The organism is Frondihabitans peucedani (genome assembly GCF_039537585.1).
GTDB lineage: Bacteria > Actinomycetota > Actinomycetes > Actinomycetales > Microbacteriaceae > Frondihabitans > Frondihabitans peucedani.
The window spans coordinates 299,116-316,337 of sequence record NZ_BAABAU010000004.1; the positions used below are offsets into that span (position 1 = coordinate 299,116).

Sequence of the window (17,222 nt, forward strand, 5' to 3'; positions counted from 1 at the left end):
CGTGACCACCGCCGCCCGCCCGCTGCTGACGCCCGCCCAGACGGCGGCTCAGCTCGACGCGGCGAGCGACGGGCTCCTCGCGCGGCGCGCGGCCGACGGAGACGAGCGGGCCTTCGAGACGCTGCTGCGGCGGCACCTCTCGCTGATGACGGCGTACGCCACGAGACTGACCAGCTCGCGGGCCGACGCGTCCGACGCCGTGCAGGAGGCGTCGATCGCCATCTGGCGGGAGCTGCCGACCCTCACCACGCCGGACGCGGTCCGCGGCTGGATGATGCGGATCGTCTCCCGGAAGGCGTTCGACCTGATGCGCTCGCGGAAGCCGGTGTCCGACGTCGACGACGAGGCGGTGGTGGCTCAGCTGCCGGTGACGGATGCGCAGGATCCTGCGCGCCTCGCCGCCTCCGCCGACGCCATGACCAACCTTCGGCGAGCGCTCGACGCCCTCCCCTCCCTGCAGCGCCAGGCGTGGCTGCTGCGCGAGGTCGGCGGCGAGTCGTACGGCGAGATCGCCGAGCACCTCGGAATCACCCAGACAGCAGCGCGCGGCCAGCTGGCCCGAGCGCGCGAGAACCTGACGAGAGAGATGGAGGCATGGCGATGAGCGACCCGACGGTCACGCTCGAACGGCTGGCGGACTACCTCGACTCGGGCCGGGTGCCCTACGACCCGACGATCGAGGACGACCCCGAGAACGCCAGCCAGCTCGCGTCCCTGCAGCGGCTCCGGAGCCTGTCGAGCAGGATCGTCGCCGAGGACGCCGCCGAGGCGCCCGAGCCCGACCCGGGCTGGATCGGCTCCGTGATGGAGCGGGTGCGGCAGGAGGCGCGGTCGGGGCGCGACATCCCCCTCGAGTCGGTCGGGACCGTGACCCTCCACATGACCGAGGGGGCGGTGCGCGGGCTGATCCGCGAGGCCGGCGACTCGGTGCCCGGCGCCGTCGTCATCTCGTGCTCGCTCGACGGAGACGTGCAGGCGGTCGGGACGCCCGTGCGCGTCGAGGTGACCATCAGCGCCCTCCGCGGCGAGTACGTGCCGGTGATGGCGGACGAGGTGCGGGAGGCCGTGTCGCTCGCGCTGCTCCGCCAGACCGAGCTCGAGGTCGAGGCGGTCGACATCGTCGTGGGCGACGTGCACCTGCTCGAGGCGGGAGCGGAGTCGTGAGCCCCCGGGTCGACCCAGCGGCCACGCGCGCACTTGCCGAGGAGCTCGACGCCGTCGTGGCCGCCGTGCCGGGCGTGCTGCGGGTGCAGCCGAGGCTCGGGATCGGGCGGTTCGCGCGGCGCGTGGTCGAGGGGCTGGCGGCGATGCGTCCCGGGGGGTCGGAGGCGTCGGCGGGGGCTTCGGGGCCGTCGGGGCCGGAGCCTCGCGTCTCTCTCACCATCAGCGACGCGGAGACGCTCGTCGAGCTCGACGTGGTCGTCGCTCACGACCACAGCGGGCCGGTCGTCGTGCGCGCCGTGGCCGCCGCGATCCTGGAGCGGCTCGCGCTCACCGTGCTGCCGGCACCGCGGGTCGACGTGAGGATCGTCTCCGTCGGTTGAGGCTGGGGCTGCTCGGGCAGCTCGCTTGCTGTCGCGTCGGTAATTCAGGATGCAGGCCGCGTGTCGGTCGTTCTGCTGTGCCCTGCGCGGCTTCCATCCTGAGTTGTCGACGCGACGGGTGCGCGCTGGTCGTCAGGGCGTCACGCGTCAGGTCGTCCGGTTGTCGGGCTCGGCGGAAGCGGATCGTCGGCGCGTCGGCAATTCAGGATGCAGGCACACGGCAGCCGGGGCACTAGGGCGTAGCGACGGCCCGGGTCCTGAATTGTCGACGGCAGCGGTACGGATCGCGCACTCTGCGACCTTCGGTATGATTGACGCACCGACGCCCCCGGGTGCGGTTCGCGAATGTAGTTCAATGGTAGAACTCCAGCTTCCCAAGCTGGTAGCGCGGGTTCGATTCCCGTCATTCGCTCTCTTTCATCCGTCTCAGGCTGTCGTTTCTCAAGGCAGGTGAGACTTGTCTCAACTTAGTTGAGACTCTGGCGACCGCATGGAAACGACGCGAGGCTTGGATTGGCGTGCGAAGCAACCGGAACTGTTTTCGCTTGTCGAATCCTGAGCGTCGGGGTTGATGCTCATTTAGTGCCACCTCTCGCGGGAGCGATGGTTTCTGAGCGAGACCTGCTGAAGCCGCGCCGTCCACCGTTGCTCTGACCACGGCAGGCACTTACGACGCTTTTAGTTGGTGCGCCTCGTTCGCTTTGCACTCGGCCCGGGGACCACCGCAGTGGCGTTTGGCAATTGGATGTCGCGAGAGAGGTGAACGCCCCACCTAGGAGTATCTAAGTCCAGTGTGTCCCGATCGCTTCTCTTCACCGCGGACAGTGACCCCGGGGCTCCTACCCGCTCAAGACAGCAACGGCACCAACGGCGATCGAGGCCCGCTCCAGGTGCACGCAAGCTGGTCGCGTGCGCGCGTCGCGGCTACGTAGAGCAGGGAACGCTCGCGTAGTAGCGCGTCGTCGCGCTCAATGTCCGAGAGCCCGCTCAGGACGGCTTGGCTCGGCAGCGCGGACGCGCTCACACCGAAGAGGAGCACGTTCAGGAATTCGGTGCCCTTCGCGCGGTGCATGGTCATCACGACGGGTAGCCCGGTCCCCAGCTCCCCGCTGTCCACCTCGAGCATCCGGACGCCTCGGTCCCGCAACCCGCGGGACACGATGTCCCGGACTCGGGCGTCCCGGACGAGCACGGCCATGGTCTCCGGCGCGGCACCGGTGCCCAGCCACTCGGAGACGAGCCGGGCGGCCATATCGAGTTCTGCGCGGAGGTCCGGAACACCATGCAGGATCGGGGCCGGCCCACGCCGGGCCGACCGGTAGCCAGTGCTGACCGCGTCGGCGTCTTCCATGTCGACGAACTCCGCACCTGAGAGGATGCCGACCGCAAAAGCTAGGTTCTCGGCGGTGGTTCGGTAGTTGAGGGTCAATCTTCTGGAGCGTCCTACGATTTGGATCCCGTATCGACCGAGCACGACCTGGCGCCCGTAGATTCTCTGCTGGGAGTCCTGCGCGATGAACAGGTCGTCCGGGCCTGGCGCGACCGAGGCGCGCAGGAACTGCCAGCGGGTAGGCGTCAGTCCTGGAGGTCGGAGTAGAACCGCTCGCGGTTCTCTTCGTCGGTCATCGACGAGGCGAGCCAAAAGAGTTGAAGTTCGCCGTGAACCTCGACGGCAAGCATCTCTTCGTCGGTGCCGATCACTGCATCGGGCGGAAGTTCGGCTGCGTCATTTGGCCACGTGTCGGAGCCGGAATCTCGAATGGAGAGCTTCAGGGTCTCGAGCTCGTCCTTCGTCGGAGCTCGCGCAGGACGGGCAAGTACACGCGAGGGATCACCTCGCGCATGTAGTCGGCGACCGTTAGCACCAGATCATCATGTCCAATACTCGAGTGAAAGGAAAGATGGGGCTCCCGTTCTTTCGGCTGACGGCGACCAGCCGGAGGTGGAACTTTCTGCGTGACAGCTCATTCAATAGCGCGAGGAGGTACACGCGTTGGGCGACTTGCCCGGTGCAGCTCTTCCCGACGAATGGCCTGACTAAAGCGATGCTGGGTTGAGGAGCTCTGCCGTCCCTCCGGGTTGCGAGGCCGAGCTCTCAGTGTTTCGTGCCGCGCTCCGACGGCGCTCAGCCGCTATCCCGGAAGGCTCTATCGCCCGCCGCCGGCCTTGCAGCGACAAGCCAAGGACGAGGACGGAGATCACGACAAACAGCGGGAGAGCGATGGGTCCTGTGCCCATGTCGAGTCCGCTGCGGGCGGCCGTCAAGGCTTCGAAGGCGCCACTTCACTCAACTGCGGCAGACGGCGTTGGGTTCACGTGATCGTGGGTGAGATCGAAGGCTTCAGGGCAAAGCTCGTACAGGTGAAATAGGTGCAAACTGTTGCGCCGTCAGCGCTTCGTAGAGGGTTACAACGGCGGCGGCCTTCCAGGGCGGCACCGCATAGTCCACGAGGCGAATGAATGCCGTTTCCGCATCTTCAGGGTGGTAGTGGATGGGGTGTCCCTCCTGGCCGGAGAGTTGTGCTGCGATTTGTTTCGGCGTGAAGGCCTCAGGCCCCGTAATCGGATGGGTCTGTCCGGCGTAGGCGTCCAGGTCTGCCAGAACGCGGACCGTCTTTTGAGCGAGCTGCTGCCGCGGCAGGAGTGTGGCGGTCCCGTTCCCGCCGGGTCCGTACATGTGTCCGGTGGGGGCGAGCAGGTTGGCTGCGCGTTCAAGGAGCAGCGTGGGGCGGAGGATCGTGAATTGGGCCCCAGTTTGCCTAATGCGTTGCTCGACCCGGAAGTGGTCGCGGGCACCGGTGTAAAGAGCGTCGTCCGTCGCGTTGAGGATAGAGACGTAGACAAAGTGGCGAACACCTGCGGCGGCTGCGGCGTCGACGATTTCAAGTTGCCTTGTGAAACCGTCCGGGGCCGGAGCGGCCGGAGCGAGCACCAAGACGTCGAGGTTCGCCAAGGGGCTAGAGGCGGGTAGGTGTTCATCGAGGCGCATCGGGGCTGTGGAAGCGCGCGGGAGCCCCCGAGGGATCGAGCCGTCGTCTTCGACGAGGACTGTGTGGTGGACGCCTTGACTGCCGAGGAGTCGGGAGATGCTGGCGCACAAGGGGCGTTCTGCTCCTGCGATGCCGATCCGAAGAGAGGTCGGAACCGTGAGCTTCATGGCGTCTGAGGGAGACGTGTGATGATTTTTCACGAGCTGGCTTATCCGTTCGCCTGGAGATCAATTTTCCGGAAGATTTCTTCGGCCTCCTGGTTGGTAATTTCCTGGATGTTGACTTGATGCACCACGTGGAGGACCTGCAGGCGGAGCAACGCGGCCTCTCGGAGCATCTCTCGATGCATGCCCCCGATGCTTCGCTCCGCACTGAGCCTTGCGCCGAGCATCCGCTCCACTCGAAGGTCCTTGCCTGATGTCATCCCATCCTTCTCACCGAGGGTGTCTTCCTTTCACCGTAGACCTTATTATTTGCGTTCACGCACAGGCTTTTCTCGGATGGGGCAAGAGGCTGCTCCAGTGCAGTAATTGCGAACGTGCACACATTCTGGTTGGCTAGATCCGCTGGCCCTTGCCCGCTGATCCCTGCCCATCCGAATAGTCCGGAGCTCCGCTGTGCTCACTGCCCTGACCCATCCGGTCCAAACGACACTGGTAGCCGCCACGGCATTTCAGGGCCCCTCGATTGACGAGTTCTTTCCACCGGCCCTCCTGCTCAAAGGCACTCCGTTCGAAGTGAACCGGGTCACGTTGATCCGCCTCGCTGCGACCCTTGCCCTCTGCCTCATCTTCGGCCTCGGCACCCGCCGCCTGAAACTCATCCCCACCCGGTTCCAAAGTTTGATCGAGATGGGATTAGACCTCGTCCGCGTCAATATCGCCCAGGAGATCCTCGGGAAGAAAGATGGCAGCCGGTTCTTGGCGCTCCTGACGACCATTTTCTTCGTGGTGCTCTTCTTCAACCTGACCAGCGTCATCCCCGGATTCCAGCTCGCCGGAACGAGCGTCATCGGCGTGCCCCTGATTCTGGCCGCGGTGTCCTACCTGGCCTTCATCTACGCCGGCCTGCGAAACAACGCCATCGGCTTCACCCGCAACAGCCTCTTCCCGCCCGGAGTGCCGTGGCCGCTTTACATCATCGTGACCCCGATCGAGATCGTCTCGACATTCATCCTGCGACCTGTCACTTTGGTCTTGCGGCTTCTGATGAACATGATCGTCGGCCACCTCCTGCTCGTCCTGTTCTTCAGCGGAACGACCTTCCTGTTCCTCGAGGGGCCGGGGCTGCTAAAAATTCTGGGCGTCGGCACTTTCGTGTTCGGGTTCGCCTTCACCTTGATGGAGATCCTGGTAGGTGTCCTCCAGGCATACATTTTCTGCCTGCTCACAGCGGTGTACATCCAGCTCGCCGTCGCCGACGATCACTGAGACCCTTGCCCCCCTTCCGCGGAGAAGCGATACTTGCGTAGACGCAACCGTCCGGGTTGTCGACATGAGTGGAGGCAAGGCCGATGAGTGGAAGACATCGCAAAATCGCAGGTGCACCCGCGGCGAGCAGTGCCGTCGAAGAGGTCGGCCGTTACACGGAAACGGACCCGGAGACAGCTCGGCCTCGAACTGTTAGAGGCCGCTACACGAGGCGGGCAGGCGCAGTGAACACGGACCCGAACTACGAAGGCACCTACACGGACGCGGACTCGGATCCTCGAGGAGTGCGACCGGACGGGGTCCGGGGGCACTACACGGAATCCGATACCGAGCCCGCGTGAGTCGGGCCTCGTTCTAGAGCCCGACGGAACCTTGCATGATGCCGCCGTCGATGAACACCGTGGTCGCCGTCATGTACGACGCCTTGCCGGAGGCCAGGAAGACGACCATGTCGGCGATATCCTCAGGCTCCGCTAGACGTCGCACGGGGATGGCGTCCTCGAGCTGCTTCAGCTTCTCGGGGTCGGAGGTGGTCGAGGTGTTGATCGGGGTGTCGACGGCGCCGGGAGCGACGTTGACCACGCGGATGCCGTGCGGGCCGAGCTCGACGCCGGCGGTGCGGGTCAGCATGCGGGTGCCGCCCTTCGAGACGCAGTAGGCGATGTTGCCGGGCATCGGCCAGTCCTCGTGGACCGACGAGATGTTGATGACGAGGCCGGGCGTCTTCTGCGCGATGAACTGCTTCGCGGCGAACTGGGTGCCGAAGAAGGCGCTCTTGAGGTTGATCGCCATGACCTTCTCGAACTCGTCTTCGGTGGTGTCGAGGACGCCGGTGCGGGTCTCGATGCCGGCGTTGTTGACGATGACGTCGAGGCGGCCGAAGGTGTCGACGGCGGTCTGGACCATTTTGTGCAGATCCTCCGCCTTGCTGACGTCGGCGTCGACGCCGACGGCCTTGCCGCCGGCCTTCTCGATACGGGCGATGAGGTCTTTCGTCGCTTCGGGGTGCGCGACATAGTCGATGACGATGTTGGCGCCCTCGGCCGCGGCGGCGAGGACGATCGCCTCGCCGATGCCGGAGTTGCCGCCGGTGACGATCATGGTCTTTCCGTCGAGAAGCACGGGTGTTCCTTTCGTTGGTGGTACGGGGATGGTCATCGGGTGGAGCCGTCACTGAGGTCGATGTGAGGTGCGTCCGGACCATCTTTGAGGGGTCCGATACCCACCGGTGGGCCCGCCTCCGGGTGGTTGAGATCGAACGCGGGAGACTCTGAACGGATGCGGGGGATGGAGGTGAAGTTGTGCCGGGGCGGGGGACACGACGTTGCCCACTCGAGCGAACGCCCATAGCCCCAGGGGTCGTTGACCGCGACTCGGGGTGCACTCCGGGCGGTGAGGTAGACGTTGAAGAGGAAGGGGAGCATCGAGACGCCAAGGAGCATCGACCCGACGGAGGACAGCTGGTTCAGCCACGTGAATCCATCGGCCGGCTGGTAGGTGGCATAGCGGCGCGGCATGCCCATGACTCCCAGCCAGTGCTGGATCAGGAACGTCATGTGGAACCCGACGAACAGCAACCAGAAGTGGATTTTGCCGAGCCGCTCGTTGAGCATCTTGCCGGTCCATTTAGGCCACCACAGGTAGAACCCGGCGAACATGGCGAACACCACGGTTCCGAAGACGACGTAGTGGAAATGGGCGACGACGAAGTACGAATCCGAGACGTGGAAATCCAGCGGAGGCGACGACAAGATCACACCGGTGAGACCACCGAAGGTGAAGGTGATGAGGAACCCGACGGCCCAGAGCATCGGCGTCTCGAACGTCACCGATCCCTGCCACATGGTGCCCACCCAGTTGAAGATTTTCACCCCGGTTGGAACTGCAATAAGCATGGTCATCAAAGAGAAGAACGGCAAGAGGACGGAGCCGGTGACGTACATGTGGTGTGCCCACACCGTGACCGAGAGTGCGGCGATGGCGATGGTGGCGTAGACGAGAGTTTTGTACCCGAAGATCGGCTTTCGGCTGAAGATCGGGAGGGTCTCGCTGATGATGCCGAAGAAAGGCAGGGCGATGATGTAGACCTCGGGGTGGCCGAAGAACCAGAACAGGTGCTGCCACAAGATCGCGCCCCCGTTGGCGGGGTTGAACACGTTGGCATTGAACACGCGGTCGAATCCGAGCCCGAAGAGCGCAGCAGCCAGCACCGGGAACGCCATGATGACCAGGATCGAAGTGATCAGGGTCGTCCAGGTGAATTGCGACATCCGGAACATCGTCATCCCCGGCGCACGCAAGGTGATGATGGTGGTGATGAAATTCACAGCGCCGAGGATCGTGGAGAATCCGGTCAAAGTGAGCCCAAATACCCACAGGTTCCCGCCGACGCCCGGGGTAAAGGTGACGTCGGACAGTGGTGCGTAGGCGAACCAGCCGAAAGATGCCGGACCTCGAGGAGTGAAAAATCCGAACACGGTGACGATCGCTCCGAAGAAGTACAGCCAGAACGCGAACGCGTTCAGGCGCGGGAAGGCGACGTCCGGTGCACCGATCTGCAGTGGCATCAGTGCGTTCGCGAAGCCGGAGAACAACGGAGTCGCGAACAGCAGCAGCATGATCGTTCCGTGCATCGTGAACAGCTGGTTGTACTGCTCCTTCGTGGACACGACCGAGAGCCCGGGCTCGAACAATTGCGCTCGCATGACGAGGGCGAGGATTCCCCCGATGAGGAAGTAGAGGAACGACGTCATCAGGTACATGTTGCCGATGACCTTGTGATCCGTGGAGGTCACCCACGAGACGAGGACGTTGCCCTTCCGGCCCACGCGCGAGGTGAGGAAGGATTGCTCGCCAGCTCTCGCCGTCAAGGAAGGGCGGGAGCGGAGGAATGCGGTCTTGGGAGCGGACATGGTCACCTCGATCGACGGGAGACCGGCTCTTCTCCGGTCGACTCCAGTCAACCCCCTACAGTTGCGGTAACGCAACCAATGCGAGAGGCGAGTGTCAGCTCGTGGAGAGGTGAAGGAGGAAGCGCCCGTCTGCATGGCTGGCTCCGGCGGCATCCGCGAAAGTCGAGAACCCCTCTAGGACGACCGCCCTGGCGTCGTCGGGAATCCGGTCCAGCACCTCGGAGAGCGCTTTGCGGCGGCTCGCCAAGACGCTCTCGACGAGCTCTCGGCCAGCGGGTGCCAAATCGAGTTGCACAAAGCGCCGATCGGCCGGATCCTCGGAGCGAGTGATCAAATCCGCCTTGAGTAGTTTGTCGCAGGTGCGGGTCGCGTTGGAGGGGTGAACCCGCAGTTCCTCGGCGATGGCACCCAGGTTCTGGGTCCCTTCTGCGGCAAGGAAGACGAGCACTCTCAGCTGTGGGCTCGTGACGCGGTCCTCGACCTGGATGACGGACCGCGCCGCGATTCCCATCAGCGCATTGGCACTCTTGAGCAGGGCGTCCACGTCTGTTGATCCGGGCTGTCGTTTTCGCGGAGTCATCGAGATCAGTCTCCCAGAAGCATGGCAGGAATGCATGCTCGAGCCGGTGGCCAGAGTGAGCGCACTGAACGAGGTGCGCCTGGTACCGACAATGCCCTCTTACACCTGTTGCTTCGAGGATTTCGAGGTCACCGTGGTGGTCAACCACTCGCTCGGGGGCGAATACCGACGCGATCATTCCGAGGAGAGCAGGACTGCGTCTTTTCAGGCCAGGGGGCGCCAGGAGGAACATTGACGCTGCATGGACGACGTCGACCCCACAGGCGCTCGGATGGTGCGGGAGCTCCTGCGCGACAGCAGGGCAAGCCCCGAAGGAGCTGACGTAGTCCGGGGTTTCGAATCGGGAGAGTCAGACGTCCATCCGCCGGCGCCGCGCCTTTTCTCGCTTCGGACTAGGTGATCGAGGCGTCTCGGTCGCTCCGGCGACGAAAGGGGGGCGATTTCCTGAACCCTCACGGCACTCCCCATATCATTGCGTGACCGCAATTACTCTAGGGTTGATATCTCGAGGGGTTTCGATCACTTCGTCGAGTGAAAGGTCGTGTCGCGCGTGACGTTGGCAATCGAGGACTACGCACTGCTCAGCAATTGCCGCTCCGGGGCGCTCGTCGGCGTGGACGGAAGCATCGATTGGTTGTGTCTACCCCGCTACGACTCGGCATCCATTTTCGGAGCGCTCCTGGGTGATGAAGATCACGGGCGGTGGTTGCTCCGGCCCGTGTCCGACAAGGCCACGTCCTCGCGGCGGTACCTCGCCGACACGTTCACGCTGGTTACGACATGGTCGACGCCTGAAGGGGTGGTCGAGGTGACGGAGTTCATGCCGCATCCCAGCGAGAACTCCCACATCATCCGCCGGGTTCGCGGGTTCGTCGGCACCGTCCCCATGTGCCACGAGGTGCGAGTGCGATTGGGCTACGCGTCCGCGACTCCCTGGGTGCAGCAAGAGCGCCGGGACGACCGCGCCGTGCTCACAGCAACTGCCGGACCCGACTCGGTCGTCCTTCGAAGCCCGCAGCTTCGCGCCGACGGCCTCCGTCACCACGGAGAGTTCGTCGTCTCTTCTGGGGAAGTCGTCGACCTCACCCTGACTTGGGGGCCGTCCTATGAGGAATCGCCCCCAGCACCAGATGTCGACGCGGAGCTCGAAGCAACGACTGCATGGTGGCGCGAATGGGCGTCCCGCGACATGCAGGAGGGACCCGACCGCGCTGCCGTTCAGCGTTCTCTGCTCGTCCTTCGTGCCCTGACTCACGCCAAGACGGGCGGGATCATCGCCGCTGCCACGACGTCCCTGCCGGAGCAGATCGGTGGGCAGCGGAACTGGGACTACCGGTATGTCTGGCTTCGCGATGCCTCCCTCACGATCTCGGTTCTCGTGGCACACGGCTACGAACATGCGGTAGAGCACTGGCGGTCCTGGCTGCTTCGGGCAATCGCCGGAGACCCGCGGGACCTCCAGATCATGTACGGCATCGCCGGTGCGCGCCGTCTTGATGAGTGGACCGTCCCGACCCTGCCTGGTTACCAGGGTTCATCGCCGGTCCGGGTCGGCAACGGCGCCTACACCCAGTACCAGGCCGACGTCATCGGTGAAGTCATGGTGGCGCTGCATGAGGCCCGGAAAGCGGGCCTTCCAGACACCGACAACGGGTGGAGTTTGCAGCGAGCCCTGATGCAGTACCTGGTCGAGAACATCGACCGAGAGGACCAGGGCATTTGGGAGGCCAGGGGGCCAGCGGAGCTCTACACGGTCGGGCGGGTCATGATCTGGGCTGCCCTGGACAGCGCGATCTCAGCCGTCCGAGATTTCGGCCGGGAAGGACCCGTCGAGGACTGGGAACGACTCCGCGACGTCACGAGGACCGCTATTGAAGAGCACGGCTTCGACGTCGAGCGAGGGACCTACACGCAGTACTTTGGGTCGAAAGAGGTCGACGCATCCCTGCTGCTGCTTCCCCAAGTCGGGTACTGCGACCCGGATGATCCGAGAATGCTCGGCACCGTCGCCGCGATCGAACACGACCTCGTCCGCTCCGGCCTGCCCCTCCGGTACAGAACCGACCACTCCCACGACGGACTCCCGCCGGGGGAGAACCCGTTTCTCGCCTGCGGGTTTTGGTTGGTCGAGCAGTACGCTCGCTCATCCCGAGAAGACGACGCGCGCGCCCTCATGGATCAGATCCTCGGCTACGCCAACGACGTGGGATTGCTCAGCGAGGAATACGACCTCGACGAGGGCCGACAAGCGGGAAACACCCCGCAGGCACTGACGCACCTGGCGCTCATCCGCGCCGCCGACGCTCTGACCAAAAACCCTCCGGGACGCGTCACCGCACCGACGCGCTCCCAACAAGAAGAACAGGACGAATTTTAGGAAACCATGGCCCTCTCAGACGACATGCATGCACCCGTCTTCATCCGAAACGAACTCTCCGACGCCGCGGCAGCGATCTGGGACCAGCTCACCGACGGCAATGTCCGCTTTGCCTCCGATCACCCCGCCAACCCGAGGCGAACAGTCAATGACCGACTCAAGTGGTTGAACACTCAGGCGCCGGTCGCCGCCGTGTTCAGCTGTTCGGACTCGCGCGTATCTGCGGAGATCGTTTTCGACGCCGGTATCGGTGATCTGTTCGTGATCCGCAACGCCGGACTCGTACCCAGCACAGAAGCGATTGGGTCCGTGGAATTCGCAGTCGCACAACTCGCCGTCCCCTTGATCGTGCTCATGACCCACGACGGATGCGGCGCCGTCCAAGCAGCCCTCGCCTCCAGTGAAGCCGCACCGAGGTCAAACCAGTCTCCGTTGGATCGGCTCGTCCAAGGCCTCCAGCCCGCCGTCACAGCAGCTCGTCTCGGTGGCACCGTGTCGCCAGACGAAGTCCGAGCACACCATCGCGAAGGCACCATTCAGACTCTGATCCGACGCTCGTCGATCATCAGGTCAGCAGTCGAGGCCGGCGCCCTGACGTTGCTCGGCGCTAACTATTCGCCCTCGACAGGTCGCGTCACAGCAGACGTCCTTCCAAGACCCGGACAGTAGCCCGTCCCGCACCGCGACCATACGGTTAAGCAGCCTTCCTAAGAACCTCGAGAGACGGCGAAGAGACCGGCGACTCCGGCCAAATAGAGGCCGAGGACGACGAGGGAGTCGACCCCCATTCCCAACACGCGGCGCTTGGGGCGGAAGATGAGCCCGACGATGTAGACGAGAGTCAACAGAGCTGCGATCGCTGTCAGGTAGATGTCGCTGGGATTCGCTTGCGGTAAGACAGCCTTTCCAGAGATGACCGTGGCCAGAAGGAACAGCACCGGGAGGAACGCGTTTCCGCCGAAGATGTCACTGACAGCAAGGTTGTCGTCGCTTTGCTTCACTGCCTGCAGCCCGGTGGAGATTTCCGGCAACGAGGTCGCCAGTGCGAGGACGGTCGCTCCGAAAAGGACACCGGACAAGCCGATCTTGGTAGCGGCAGCTTCCCCGGCCCGCTCGAGGACAACGCCGGCGACAAGAGTCGCGACCGCCGACACCGCGAACACGACTGCGGCCTTCCTGGCACTCATGGTCTTGTCCGGCTTGTGGCGACGGTGACCCGAGGGATGCTTGGACGCCTGAGGAGCGTTCCCGCTTTCGTGCCACGGCAGGCCCTTACCCGCCCGCTTGACCAAGAACAACCCGACGATCCAGAGAGCGGCGATCAGCAGCACATCGGGTGTCAGCCGGGCGAAGACCAGAGTGGGCGGGAGCTGGCTTCCAGCGACAACGACAGCCAGCACCGCCACGACAACCACGGCCTCGAGAACCAGAGTCAACGATGCCGCTCGATAGGTTAGTGGCCGCACTCCCGAACCTCGTCTCCCGAAGAAATCGAGCACCACAAGGACAACAGTCTGCAGGGCTATGCCGCCCAGAATGTTGCCGGCCGCAATGCTGACATCGCCGGAGAGAGCGGCGCTGACCGTAATGGCTATCTCCGGAAGATTCGTCGCCACGGCGAGAACGATCAGACCGCCGAGAGCGCTCCCCAGGTGAAGGCGGGCGTCCAAAACATCAGTGGATTTCGACAACTGGATTCCGGCGACCCAAATCACCGCTGCCCCGGCGAGGAAGATCAGCACAAGCACCCACAGTGGCAAGGAGGACATGTTCTCAACTAATCAGCCGCTTGGAACCTCTGCTCTTCCTCGAAAAATCACTTGCGTACAAGCAACTAATGTGCTTTCGTCATAGGAGGTTTGCGCCGTCCCCATTTCTCGGCAGCGAGGGCTGCTCAGGAGGATGTGGTCTGAACCGCGGAACGGGCAGTCGATCACGGTGACGTCTCTGGCCGGGTCGATTCTCGTCACCAAGAGCCGAGGTAATCAGCACCTCCGTCAGGCAAGGTTCGAGCCGTGCCGGGTTCTGCCGCGGACGACCGGCCGAGGGCGAGGAACGGTCAAGTGTTGACCTTCGAGGAGGGCACGGGTCCCCCATTGACGTGTTCCTTTTCGGAGGGAAGGTGACCCTGCGGTCTGGACAGGAAGAACTGGCTGGCGCCGTAACGCATCCGGATCAGGAAGAGCGCGGCGCCAGCCATGCCAAGGGACCACCCCGACAATCGAAATATAGCTTGTCGCGCAGCTATTGCGAAGGGCACACTACTTCGGCTGATCCGACTAGGACCACCACGCCGCTGTTTCTGCGCGTAATGTCGCGTACCCACGTCTGACGGCCATCAAGGGCGGTCGCTACCACCGAGTTCGTGGAGCGGACGAGGGTGCGGAAATTGTCGGGGCGATGAAGCTCACCTCACGATTACGGCGACGACCTCTCGGATCGTGAAGCTGATCCATCGGGCTCACACCCCTCAGTTCGATGGAACGGCAGGTACTGACTGAGACGCGTGAGGATCACGTCCAGCTTGGACCGACAGGACGAGCACGAGGACACCGATCACGACAAGCAGCGCGAGAGTGACGGGTCCTGTGCCCAAGTCGAGTCCGCTGCGGGCGCGGGAGACGCCCATCCAGTCCGCGAAGGATGCGCCGATGGGCCGGGTCACCACATAGGCAAACCAGAAGGCGAGGATCGGACCGAAGCGTCGAGCAGCGTATCCGATGGCCGGGATACAGATCACGATCGTGAAGACGATTCCGGAGGTGAGGTAGCCGAGGTGGAAGGTCGTGGCGGTGAGGTCGCCGGTCGCAGTGCCGAGGGCGAATGTCGCCAGCACTGTCGCCCAGTAGAACGTCTCTCTGCGAGACGTCGTGATGCTGTGAATGGAGAGGGTACCCTCGCTCCCGCGCCAGAAGAAGAACACTGCGGCGAGGATGACGGCGAATGCCGGCGCCGAGACGGCGTAGGGAACGTCCAGTCCGACGTGGAGCACGTCCGCACACATGGTTCCGAAGACGCTGACCATCACGACGGCGAACCAGTAGATGGCTGGAATGTACCGTCGTGCCCGGAATTGGAGCGTCATGGCGACGGCGAAGAGGACGAAGCCGGTGGCCACGCCGAGAACCGGGTTCACGTGAGTGACCAAGAAATCAGAACCGGTCTCTCCTGCTCCTGTTGTCAGGATTTTGACGATCCAAAACAGCGCGGTCACCTCGGGGACTTTGCTCGCCATCGGAGAGCTGTCTGTCTTAGCCATCACGTGGCGATTGTCGTGTCGGGCATCTGAGATAGCTCCAAGGATCGCAGCGTCACACGAACCAGTTACTCCGCGGCAGGCTAGACAGCGGACCGCAATTAGCGGCGAGGTGCAGAGCGCCTGGCTGGCATGGGTCGTAGCCCTTCGTGGGTGGCAGCGCCACTAGCGCTGAGAAGAAGGTCATCGACGATGCTGATGAGGGCGCGGGACTCCATGCGGAGCTCGGCCATTTGGAACGCGCTCTCTGCTGCTATGGGTGGCGTGGGTTGGCTGACGTCGCGCTGGAGCAGTCCGATGTGTTCATCGAGGTGAGCCAGCGGGGTCTGGAGCGCACGGCTGGCATCCCGGACGAATTCTCTTTGCAGCGCGAGGGCTTCGCCGAGTGGATGGACGGCGCGTCTGGCGATGAACCAGCTGACGGCGCCCGCGTAGATGACCGCCCCGATGCCGATGACGATCAACGTCTGAAGGAGATCCATCTGCTCGACGAAGACGTCCTGGGTGCGGCTGTCTCCGCTGTAGATCTCGCTCGTCGTGTGGGACTGGTGAAGGACGAAGAGGAGGGCTACCGCCACGATCCCGAAGACCAGGAACCCTGTGGCGAGCATGATCTGCCAGCCGATGGATGTCACGGCCCGCCGGACCGCGTCGGTGTCGGCTGTGCGCCGCTTCATACGGGCTCCTTCTCACTTGGCGCTGCCCTGAGCCGCAGGGTCTGATCCAGGACCACGTCGGCCCCCTACTCCTCGATGCTCGATCTCTGACGGCTTTTCCGGTAGCGCAGGAGACCGCTGATGACGATGGGGAGCACGGAGACGATCACGATCAGGATCGCGAGGATGTCGATATGGGTCCGCACGAACGCGATCTGCCCGAGCACCACACCGAGGACGCTGACGATGATCGTCCAGAGGGCTGCGCCGGTGAGGTTCCACAGCAAGAACTTCCGGTAGTGGTAGTTGCTCGTCCCGGCGGCGAGGGGCACATAGGTGCGGACAACGGGAACAAAGCGGCCGAGGATCAGCGCCGGGCCGCCGTATTTGGCGAAGAAGGCTTCAGCCTCGTCGAGACGTCGGGTCTTCAGGAGGCGCGCGTCGGGTTTGAAAAGTCGCCGTCCGAAGCGATGGCCGAGCAGGTATCCGACCTGGTCTCCGAGCGCCGCAGCGACGAACGCGACGACGATGACCGACCACACAGGAATGTGCAACACCCCGCTGGATGCGAGCAGGCCAGCGGTGAAAAGGAGCGAGTCGCCCGGCAGGAACGGGAAGAGCAGCCCCGACTCGATGAACACCATGATCCCGAGACCGATGAGAGCCGCGGGACCAAGGCCGGTGAGAAAAGACTGCGGGTCAAAGATCATACGAGGGTCTCCACGGAGCTGGGCAGGAGGTACGTGCGGGGAAGAAGGTGCCGGTTGGACAGCCCGAGGACAAGGGGCGTGACGGCTGCAGCCCACACAGCGGAAGCGATCACGTCGGTCGGATAGTGCACGCCATCCGCTATCAGGCAGGCGCCGACGATCACCGTGACGACAGCGCCTGCGACTGCGACGAGGATGTGCGACCGTGTTCCGCGGGCGAGGAAGAACAGGGTGAGTGCGAGCGTGGAGACGAACACCATGTGCCCGCTGGGGTAGGACGGGTCAACGACTCGCTGGGCGAGGTGGTGGGGGAACGCGGTCGCATCCGGGCGGGAGCGGTGCACGAGCAGCTTGACCACATCGCTTGACACCCATGTCACGGCCACCGTAAAAGCGAAGGTCGCCGCAAGCCGCACGTTCTTCGACACTACCCAGATGATGACAACGATCAGGACGGTGAGCGCGACGGCCTCGACCGGGCTGAACAGTCTGTAGACGACGCTGCCGAGGGCCCCGAGAACGCCCGTGTGGAGAGCGTTGAGGGCTTTCACGCCCTGAAGGTCGAGGTGGGTCATGACGTGCGTCTTCGCGATCAGGAAACCGAAAGCGACAACGACCACGATGCCGGCCACGCTGAACGCGGTTCCGTCGGCACGGGAAGGCCGTGTCCGAAACAGCCAGGGCAGGTCGCCCTGAACGGCGTCAGCTCGTTGTCGTCTTTCCATGCCTATAACTTTCTTTAGGGTGTCCAAGAAACAGCCAAGAGA

18 protein-coding genes and 1 tRNA gene are annotated in these 17,222 nt (G+C 63.9%); 7 read left to right on the forward strand and 12 right to left on the reverse strand.

Annotation, left to right across the window (positions count from 1 at the left end):
* The first annotated feature begins 1 nt into the window (after nt 1).
* The 4 genes from ABD733_RS14825 to ABD733_RS14840 all read left to right on the forward strand — a co-directional run bounded on the left by ABD733_RS14825 (nt 2) and on the right by ABD733_RS14840 (nt 1,956).
* Nucleotides 2-604 carry an RNA polymerase sigma factor gene (locus ABD733_RS14825; RefSeq protein ID WP_344797588.1) on the forward strand — a complete coding sequence of 201 codons (603 nt, stop codon included), beginning with the start codon at nt 2-4 and terminating at the stop codon, nt 602-604.
* On the forward strand, nt 601-1,164 hold the full coding sequence (locus ABD733_RS14830) for an Asp23/Gls24 family envelope stress response protein (protein WP_344797590.1): 564 nt from the start codon (nt 601-603) through the stop codon (nt 1,162-1,164). Before ABD733_RS14825 ends, ABD733_RS14830 begins: the two co-directional genes overlap by 4 nt.
* Nucleotides 1,161-1,544: a hypothetical protein gene (locus ABD733_RS14835; RefSeq protein ID WP_344797592.1), complete on the forward strand. Its 384-nt coding sequence runs from the start codon at nt 1,161-1,163 to the stop codon at nt 1,542-1,544. The genes ABD733_RS14830 and ABD733_RS14835 overlap by 4 nt, the downstream gene beginning before the upstream one ends.
* Nucleotides 1,545-1,885: 341 nt before the next feature.
* Nucleotides 1,886-1,956 (forward strand) — tRNA-Gly (locus ABD733_RS14840).
* Nucleotides 1,957-2,391: 435 nt separating this feature from the next.
* Here the strand turns inward: ABD733_RS14840 and ABD733_RS14845 are convergent.
* From ABD733_RS14845 to ABD733_RS14860, 4 genes are all read right to left on the reverse strand, one after another.
* A complete protein-coding gene (locus ABD733_RS14845; RefSeq protein ID WP_344797594.1) occupies nt 2,392-2,973 on the reverse strand; it encodes a 3'-5' exonuclease in 582 nt (193 codons plus the stop codon).
* Between the two features lie 146 nt (nt 2,974-3,119).
* Nucleotides 3,120-3,245, reverse strand: coding sequence for a hypothetical protein (locus ABD733_RS14850; RefSeq protein WP_344797596.1), 126 nt, complete (start codon nt 3,243-3,245; stop codon nt 3,120-3,122).
* A 640-nt stretch (nt 3,246-3,885) separates the two neighbouring features.
* Nucleotides 3,886-4,701 (reverse strand): NAD(P)H-binding protein, encoded by an 816-nt coding sequence (locus tag ABD733_RS14855; RefSeq protein WP_344797598.1) that lies wholly within the window; start codon nt 4,699-4,701, stop codon nt 3,886-3,888.
* A gap of 41 nt (nt 4,702-4,742) precedes the next feature.
* Entirely contained in the window at nt 4,743-4,958 is a 216-nt protein-coding gene (locus ABD733_RS14860; RefSeq protein ID WP_344797600.1) for a hypothetical protein, read from the reverse strand.
* A gap of 193 nt (nt 4,959-5,151) precedes the next feature.
* On the opposite strand from ABD733_RS14860, the gene atpB reads away from it, so the two are divergent.
* On the forward strand, nt 5,152-5,964 hold the full coding sequence (gene atpB / locus ABD733_RS14865; RefSeq protein WP_344797602.1) for a F0F1 ATP synthase subunit A: 813 nt from the start codon (nt 5,152-5,154) through the stop codon (nt 5,962-5,964).
* Nucleotides 5,965-6,318: 354 nt separating this feature from the next.
* On the opposite strand, the gene ABD733_RS14870 is transcribed toward atpB, so the two are convergent.
* From ABD733_RS14870 to ABD733_RS14880, 3 genes are all read right to left on the reverse strand, one after another.
* Nucleotides 6,319-7,086, reverse strand: a complete 768-nt coding sequence (locus ABD733_RS14870) for a glucose 1-dehydrogenase (protein ID WP_344797604.1) — start codon at nt 7,084-7,086, stop codon at nt 6,319-6,321.
* 32 nt (nt 7,087-7,118) lie between these two features.
* Nucleotides 7,119-8,876, reverse strand: a complete 1,758-nt coding sequence (gene ctaD, locus ABD733_RS14875) for an aa3-type cytochrome oxidase subunit I (protein ID WP_344797606.1) — start codon at nt 8,874-8,876, stop codon at nt 7,119-7,121.
* A 94-nt stretch (nt 8,877-8,970) separates the two neighbouring features.
* On the reverse strand, nt 8,971-9,420 hold the full coding sequence (locus ABD733_RS14880; RefSeq protein ID WP_344797608.1) for a MarR family winged helix-turn-helix transcriptional regulator: 450 nt from the start codon (nt 9,418-9,420) through the stop codon (nt 8,971-8,973).
* 586 nt (nt 9,421-10,006) lie between these two features.
* Between ABD733_RS14880 and ABD733_RS14885 the strand changes: the two genes are divergently transcribed.
* Together ABD733_RS14885 and ABD733_RS14890 are read left to right on the forward strand one after the other, a co-directional pair.
* Nucleotides 10,007-11,833: a glycoside hydrolase family 15 protein gene (locus ABD733_RS14885; RefSeq protein WP_344798018.1), complete on the forward strand. Its 1,827-nt coding sequence runs from the start codon at nt 10,007-10,009 to the stop codon at nt 11,831-11,833.
* Nucleotides 11,834-11,839: 6 nt separating this feature from the next.
* Nucleotides 11,840-12,502 carry a carbonic anhydrase gene (locus ABD733_RS14890; protein ID WP_344797610.1) on the forward strand — a complete coding sequence of 221 codons (663 nt, stop codon included), beginning with the start codon at nt 11,840-11,842 and terminating at the stop codon, nt 12,500-12,502.
* Between the two features lie 38 nt (nt 12,503-12,540).
* On the opposite strand, the gene ABD733_RS14895 is transcribed toward ABD733_RS14890, so the two are convergent.
* From ABD733_RS14895 to ABD733_RS14915, 5 genes are all read right to left on the reverse strand, one after another.
* Nucleotides 12,541-13,581 carry a sodium:calcium antiporter gene (locus ABD733_RS14895; RefSeq protein WP_344797612.1) on the reverse strand — a complete coding sequence of 347 codons (1,041 nt, stop codon included), beginning with the start codon at nt 13,579-13,581 and terminating at the stop codon, nt 12,541-12,543.
* Nucleotides 13,582-14,303: 722 nt separating this feature from the next.
* On the reverse strand, nt 14,304-15,092 hold the full coding sequence (locus ABD733_RS14900; RefSeq protein ID WP_344797614.1) for a COG4705 family protein: 789 nt from the start codon (nt 15,090-15,092) through the stop codon (nt 14,304-14,306).
* A gap of 98 nt (nt 15,093-15,190) precedes the next feature.
* Nucleotides 15,191-15,766: a sensor histidine kinase family protein gene (locus tag ABD733_RS14905; RefSeq protein WP_344797616.1), complete on the reverse strand. Its 576-nt coding sequence runs from the start codon at nt 15,764-15,766 to the stop codon at nt 15,191-15,193.
* Between the two features lie 65 nt (nt 15,767-15,831).
* Nucleotides 15,832-16,455 (reverse strand): DedA family protein, encoded by a 624-nt coding sequence (locus ABD733_RS14910; RefSeq protein WP_344797618.1) that lies wholly within the window; start codon nt 16,453-16,455, stop codon nt 15,832-15,834.
* Nucleotides 16,452-17,180, reverse strand: coding sequence for a phosphatase PAP2 family protein (locus ABD733_RS14915; protein WP_344797620.1), 729 nt, complete (start codon nt 17,178-17,180; stop codon nt 16,452-16,454). Before ABD733_RS14915 ends, ABD733_RS14910 begins: the two co-directional genes overlap by 4 nt.
* Between the last annotated feature and the right edge of the window lie 42 nt (nt 17,181-17,222).

What these genes read in the sequence shown, in the direction of transcription:
- ABD733_RS14830 (WP_344797590.1), top strand. Translation starts at nt 601, where the DNA reads ATGAGCGACCCGACGGTCACGCTCGAACGGCTGGCGGACTACCTCGAC.
- ABD733_RS14910 (WP_344797618.1), bottom strand. Translation starts at nt 16,455, where the DNA reads ATGATCTTTGACCCGCAGTCTTTTCTCACCGGCCTTGGTCCCGCGGCT.
- ctaD (WP_344797606.1), bottom strand. Translation starts at nt 8,876, where the DNA reads ATGTCCGCTCCCAAGACCGCATTCCTCCGCTCCCGCCCTTCCTTGACG.
- ABD733_RS14915 (WP_344797620.1), bottom strand. Translation starts at nt 17,180, where the DNA reads ATGGAAAGACGACAACGAGCTGACGCCGTTCAGGGCGACCTGCCCTGG.
- ABD733_RS14900 (WP_344797614.1), bottom strand. Translation starts at nt 15,092, where the DNA reads ATGGCTAAGACAGACAGCTCTCCGATGGCGAGCAAAGTCCCCGAGGTG.
- ABD733_RS14860 (WP_344797600.1), bottom strand. Translation starts at nt 4,958, where the DNA reads ATGACATCAGGCAAGGACCTTCGAGTGGAGCGGATGCTCGGCGCAAGG.
- ABD733_RS14905 (WP_344797616.1), bottom strand. Translation starts at nt 15,766, where the DNA reads ATGAAGCGGCGCACAGCCGACACCGACGCGGTCCGGCGGGCCGTGACA.
- ABD733_RS14890 (WP_344797610.1), top strand. Translation starts at nt 11,840, where the DNA reads ATGGCCCTCTCAGACGACATGCATGCACCCGTCTTCATCCGAAACGAA.
- ABD733_RS14855 (WP_344797598.1), bottom strand. Translation starts at nt 4,701, where the DNA reads ATGAAGCTCACGGTTCCGACCTCTCTTCGGATCGGCATCGCAGGAGCA.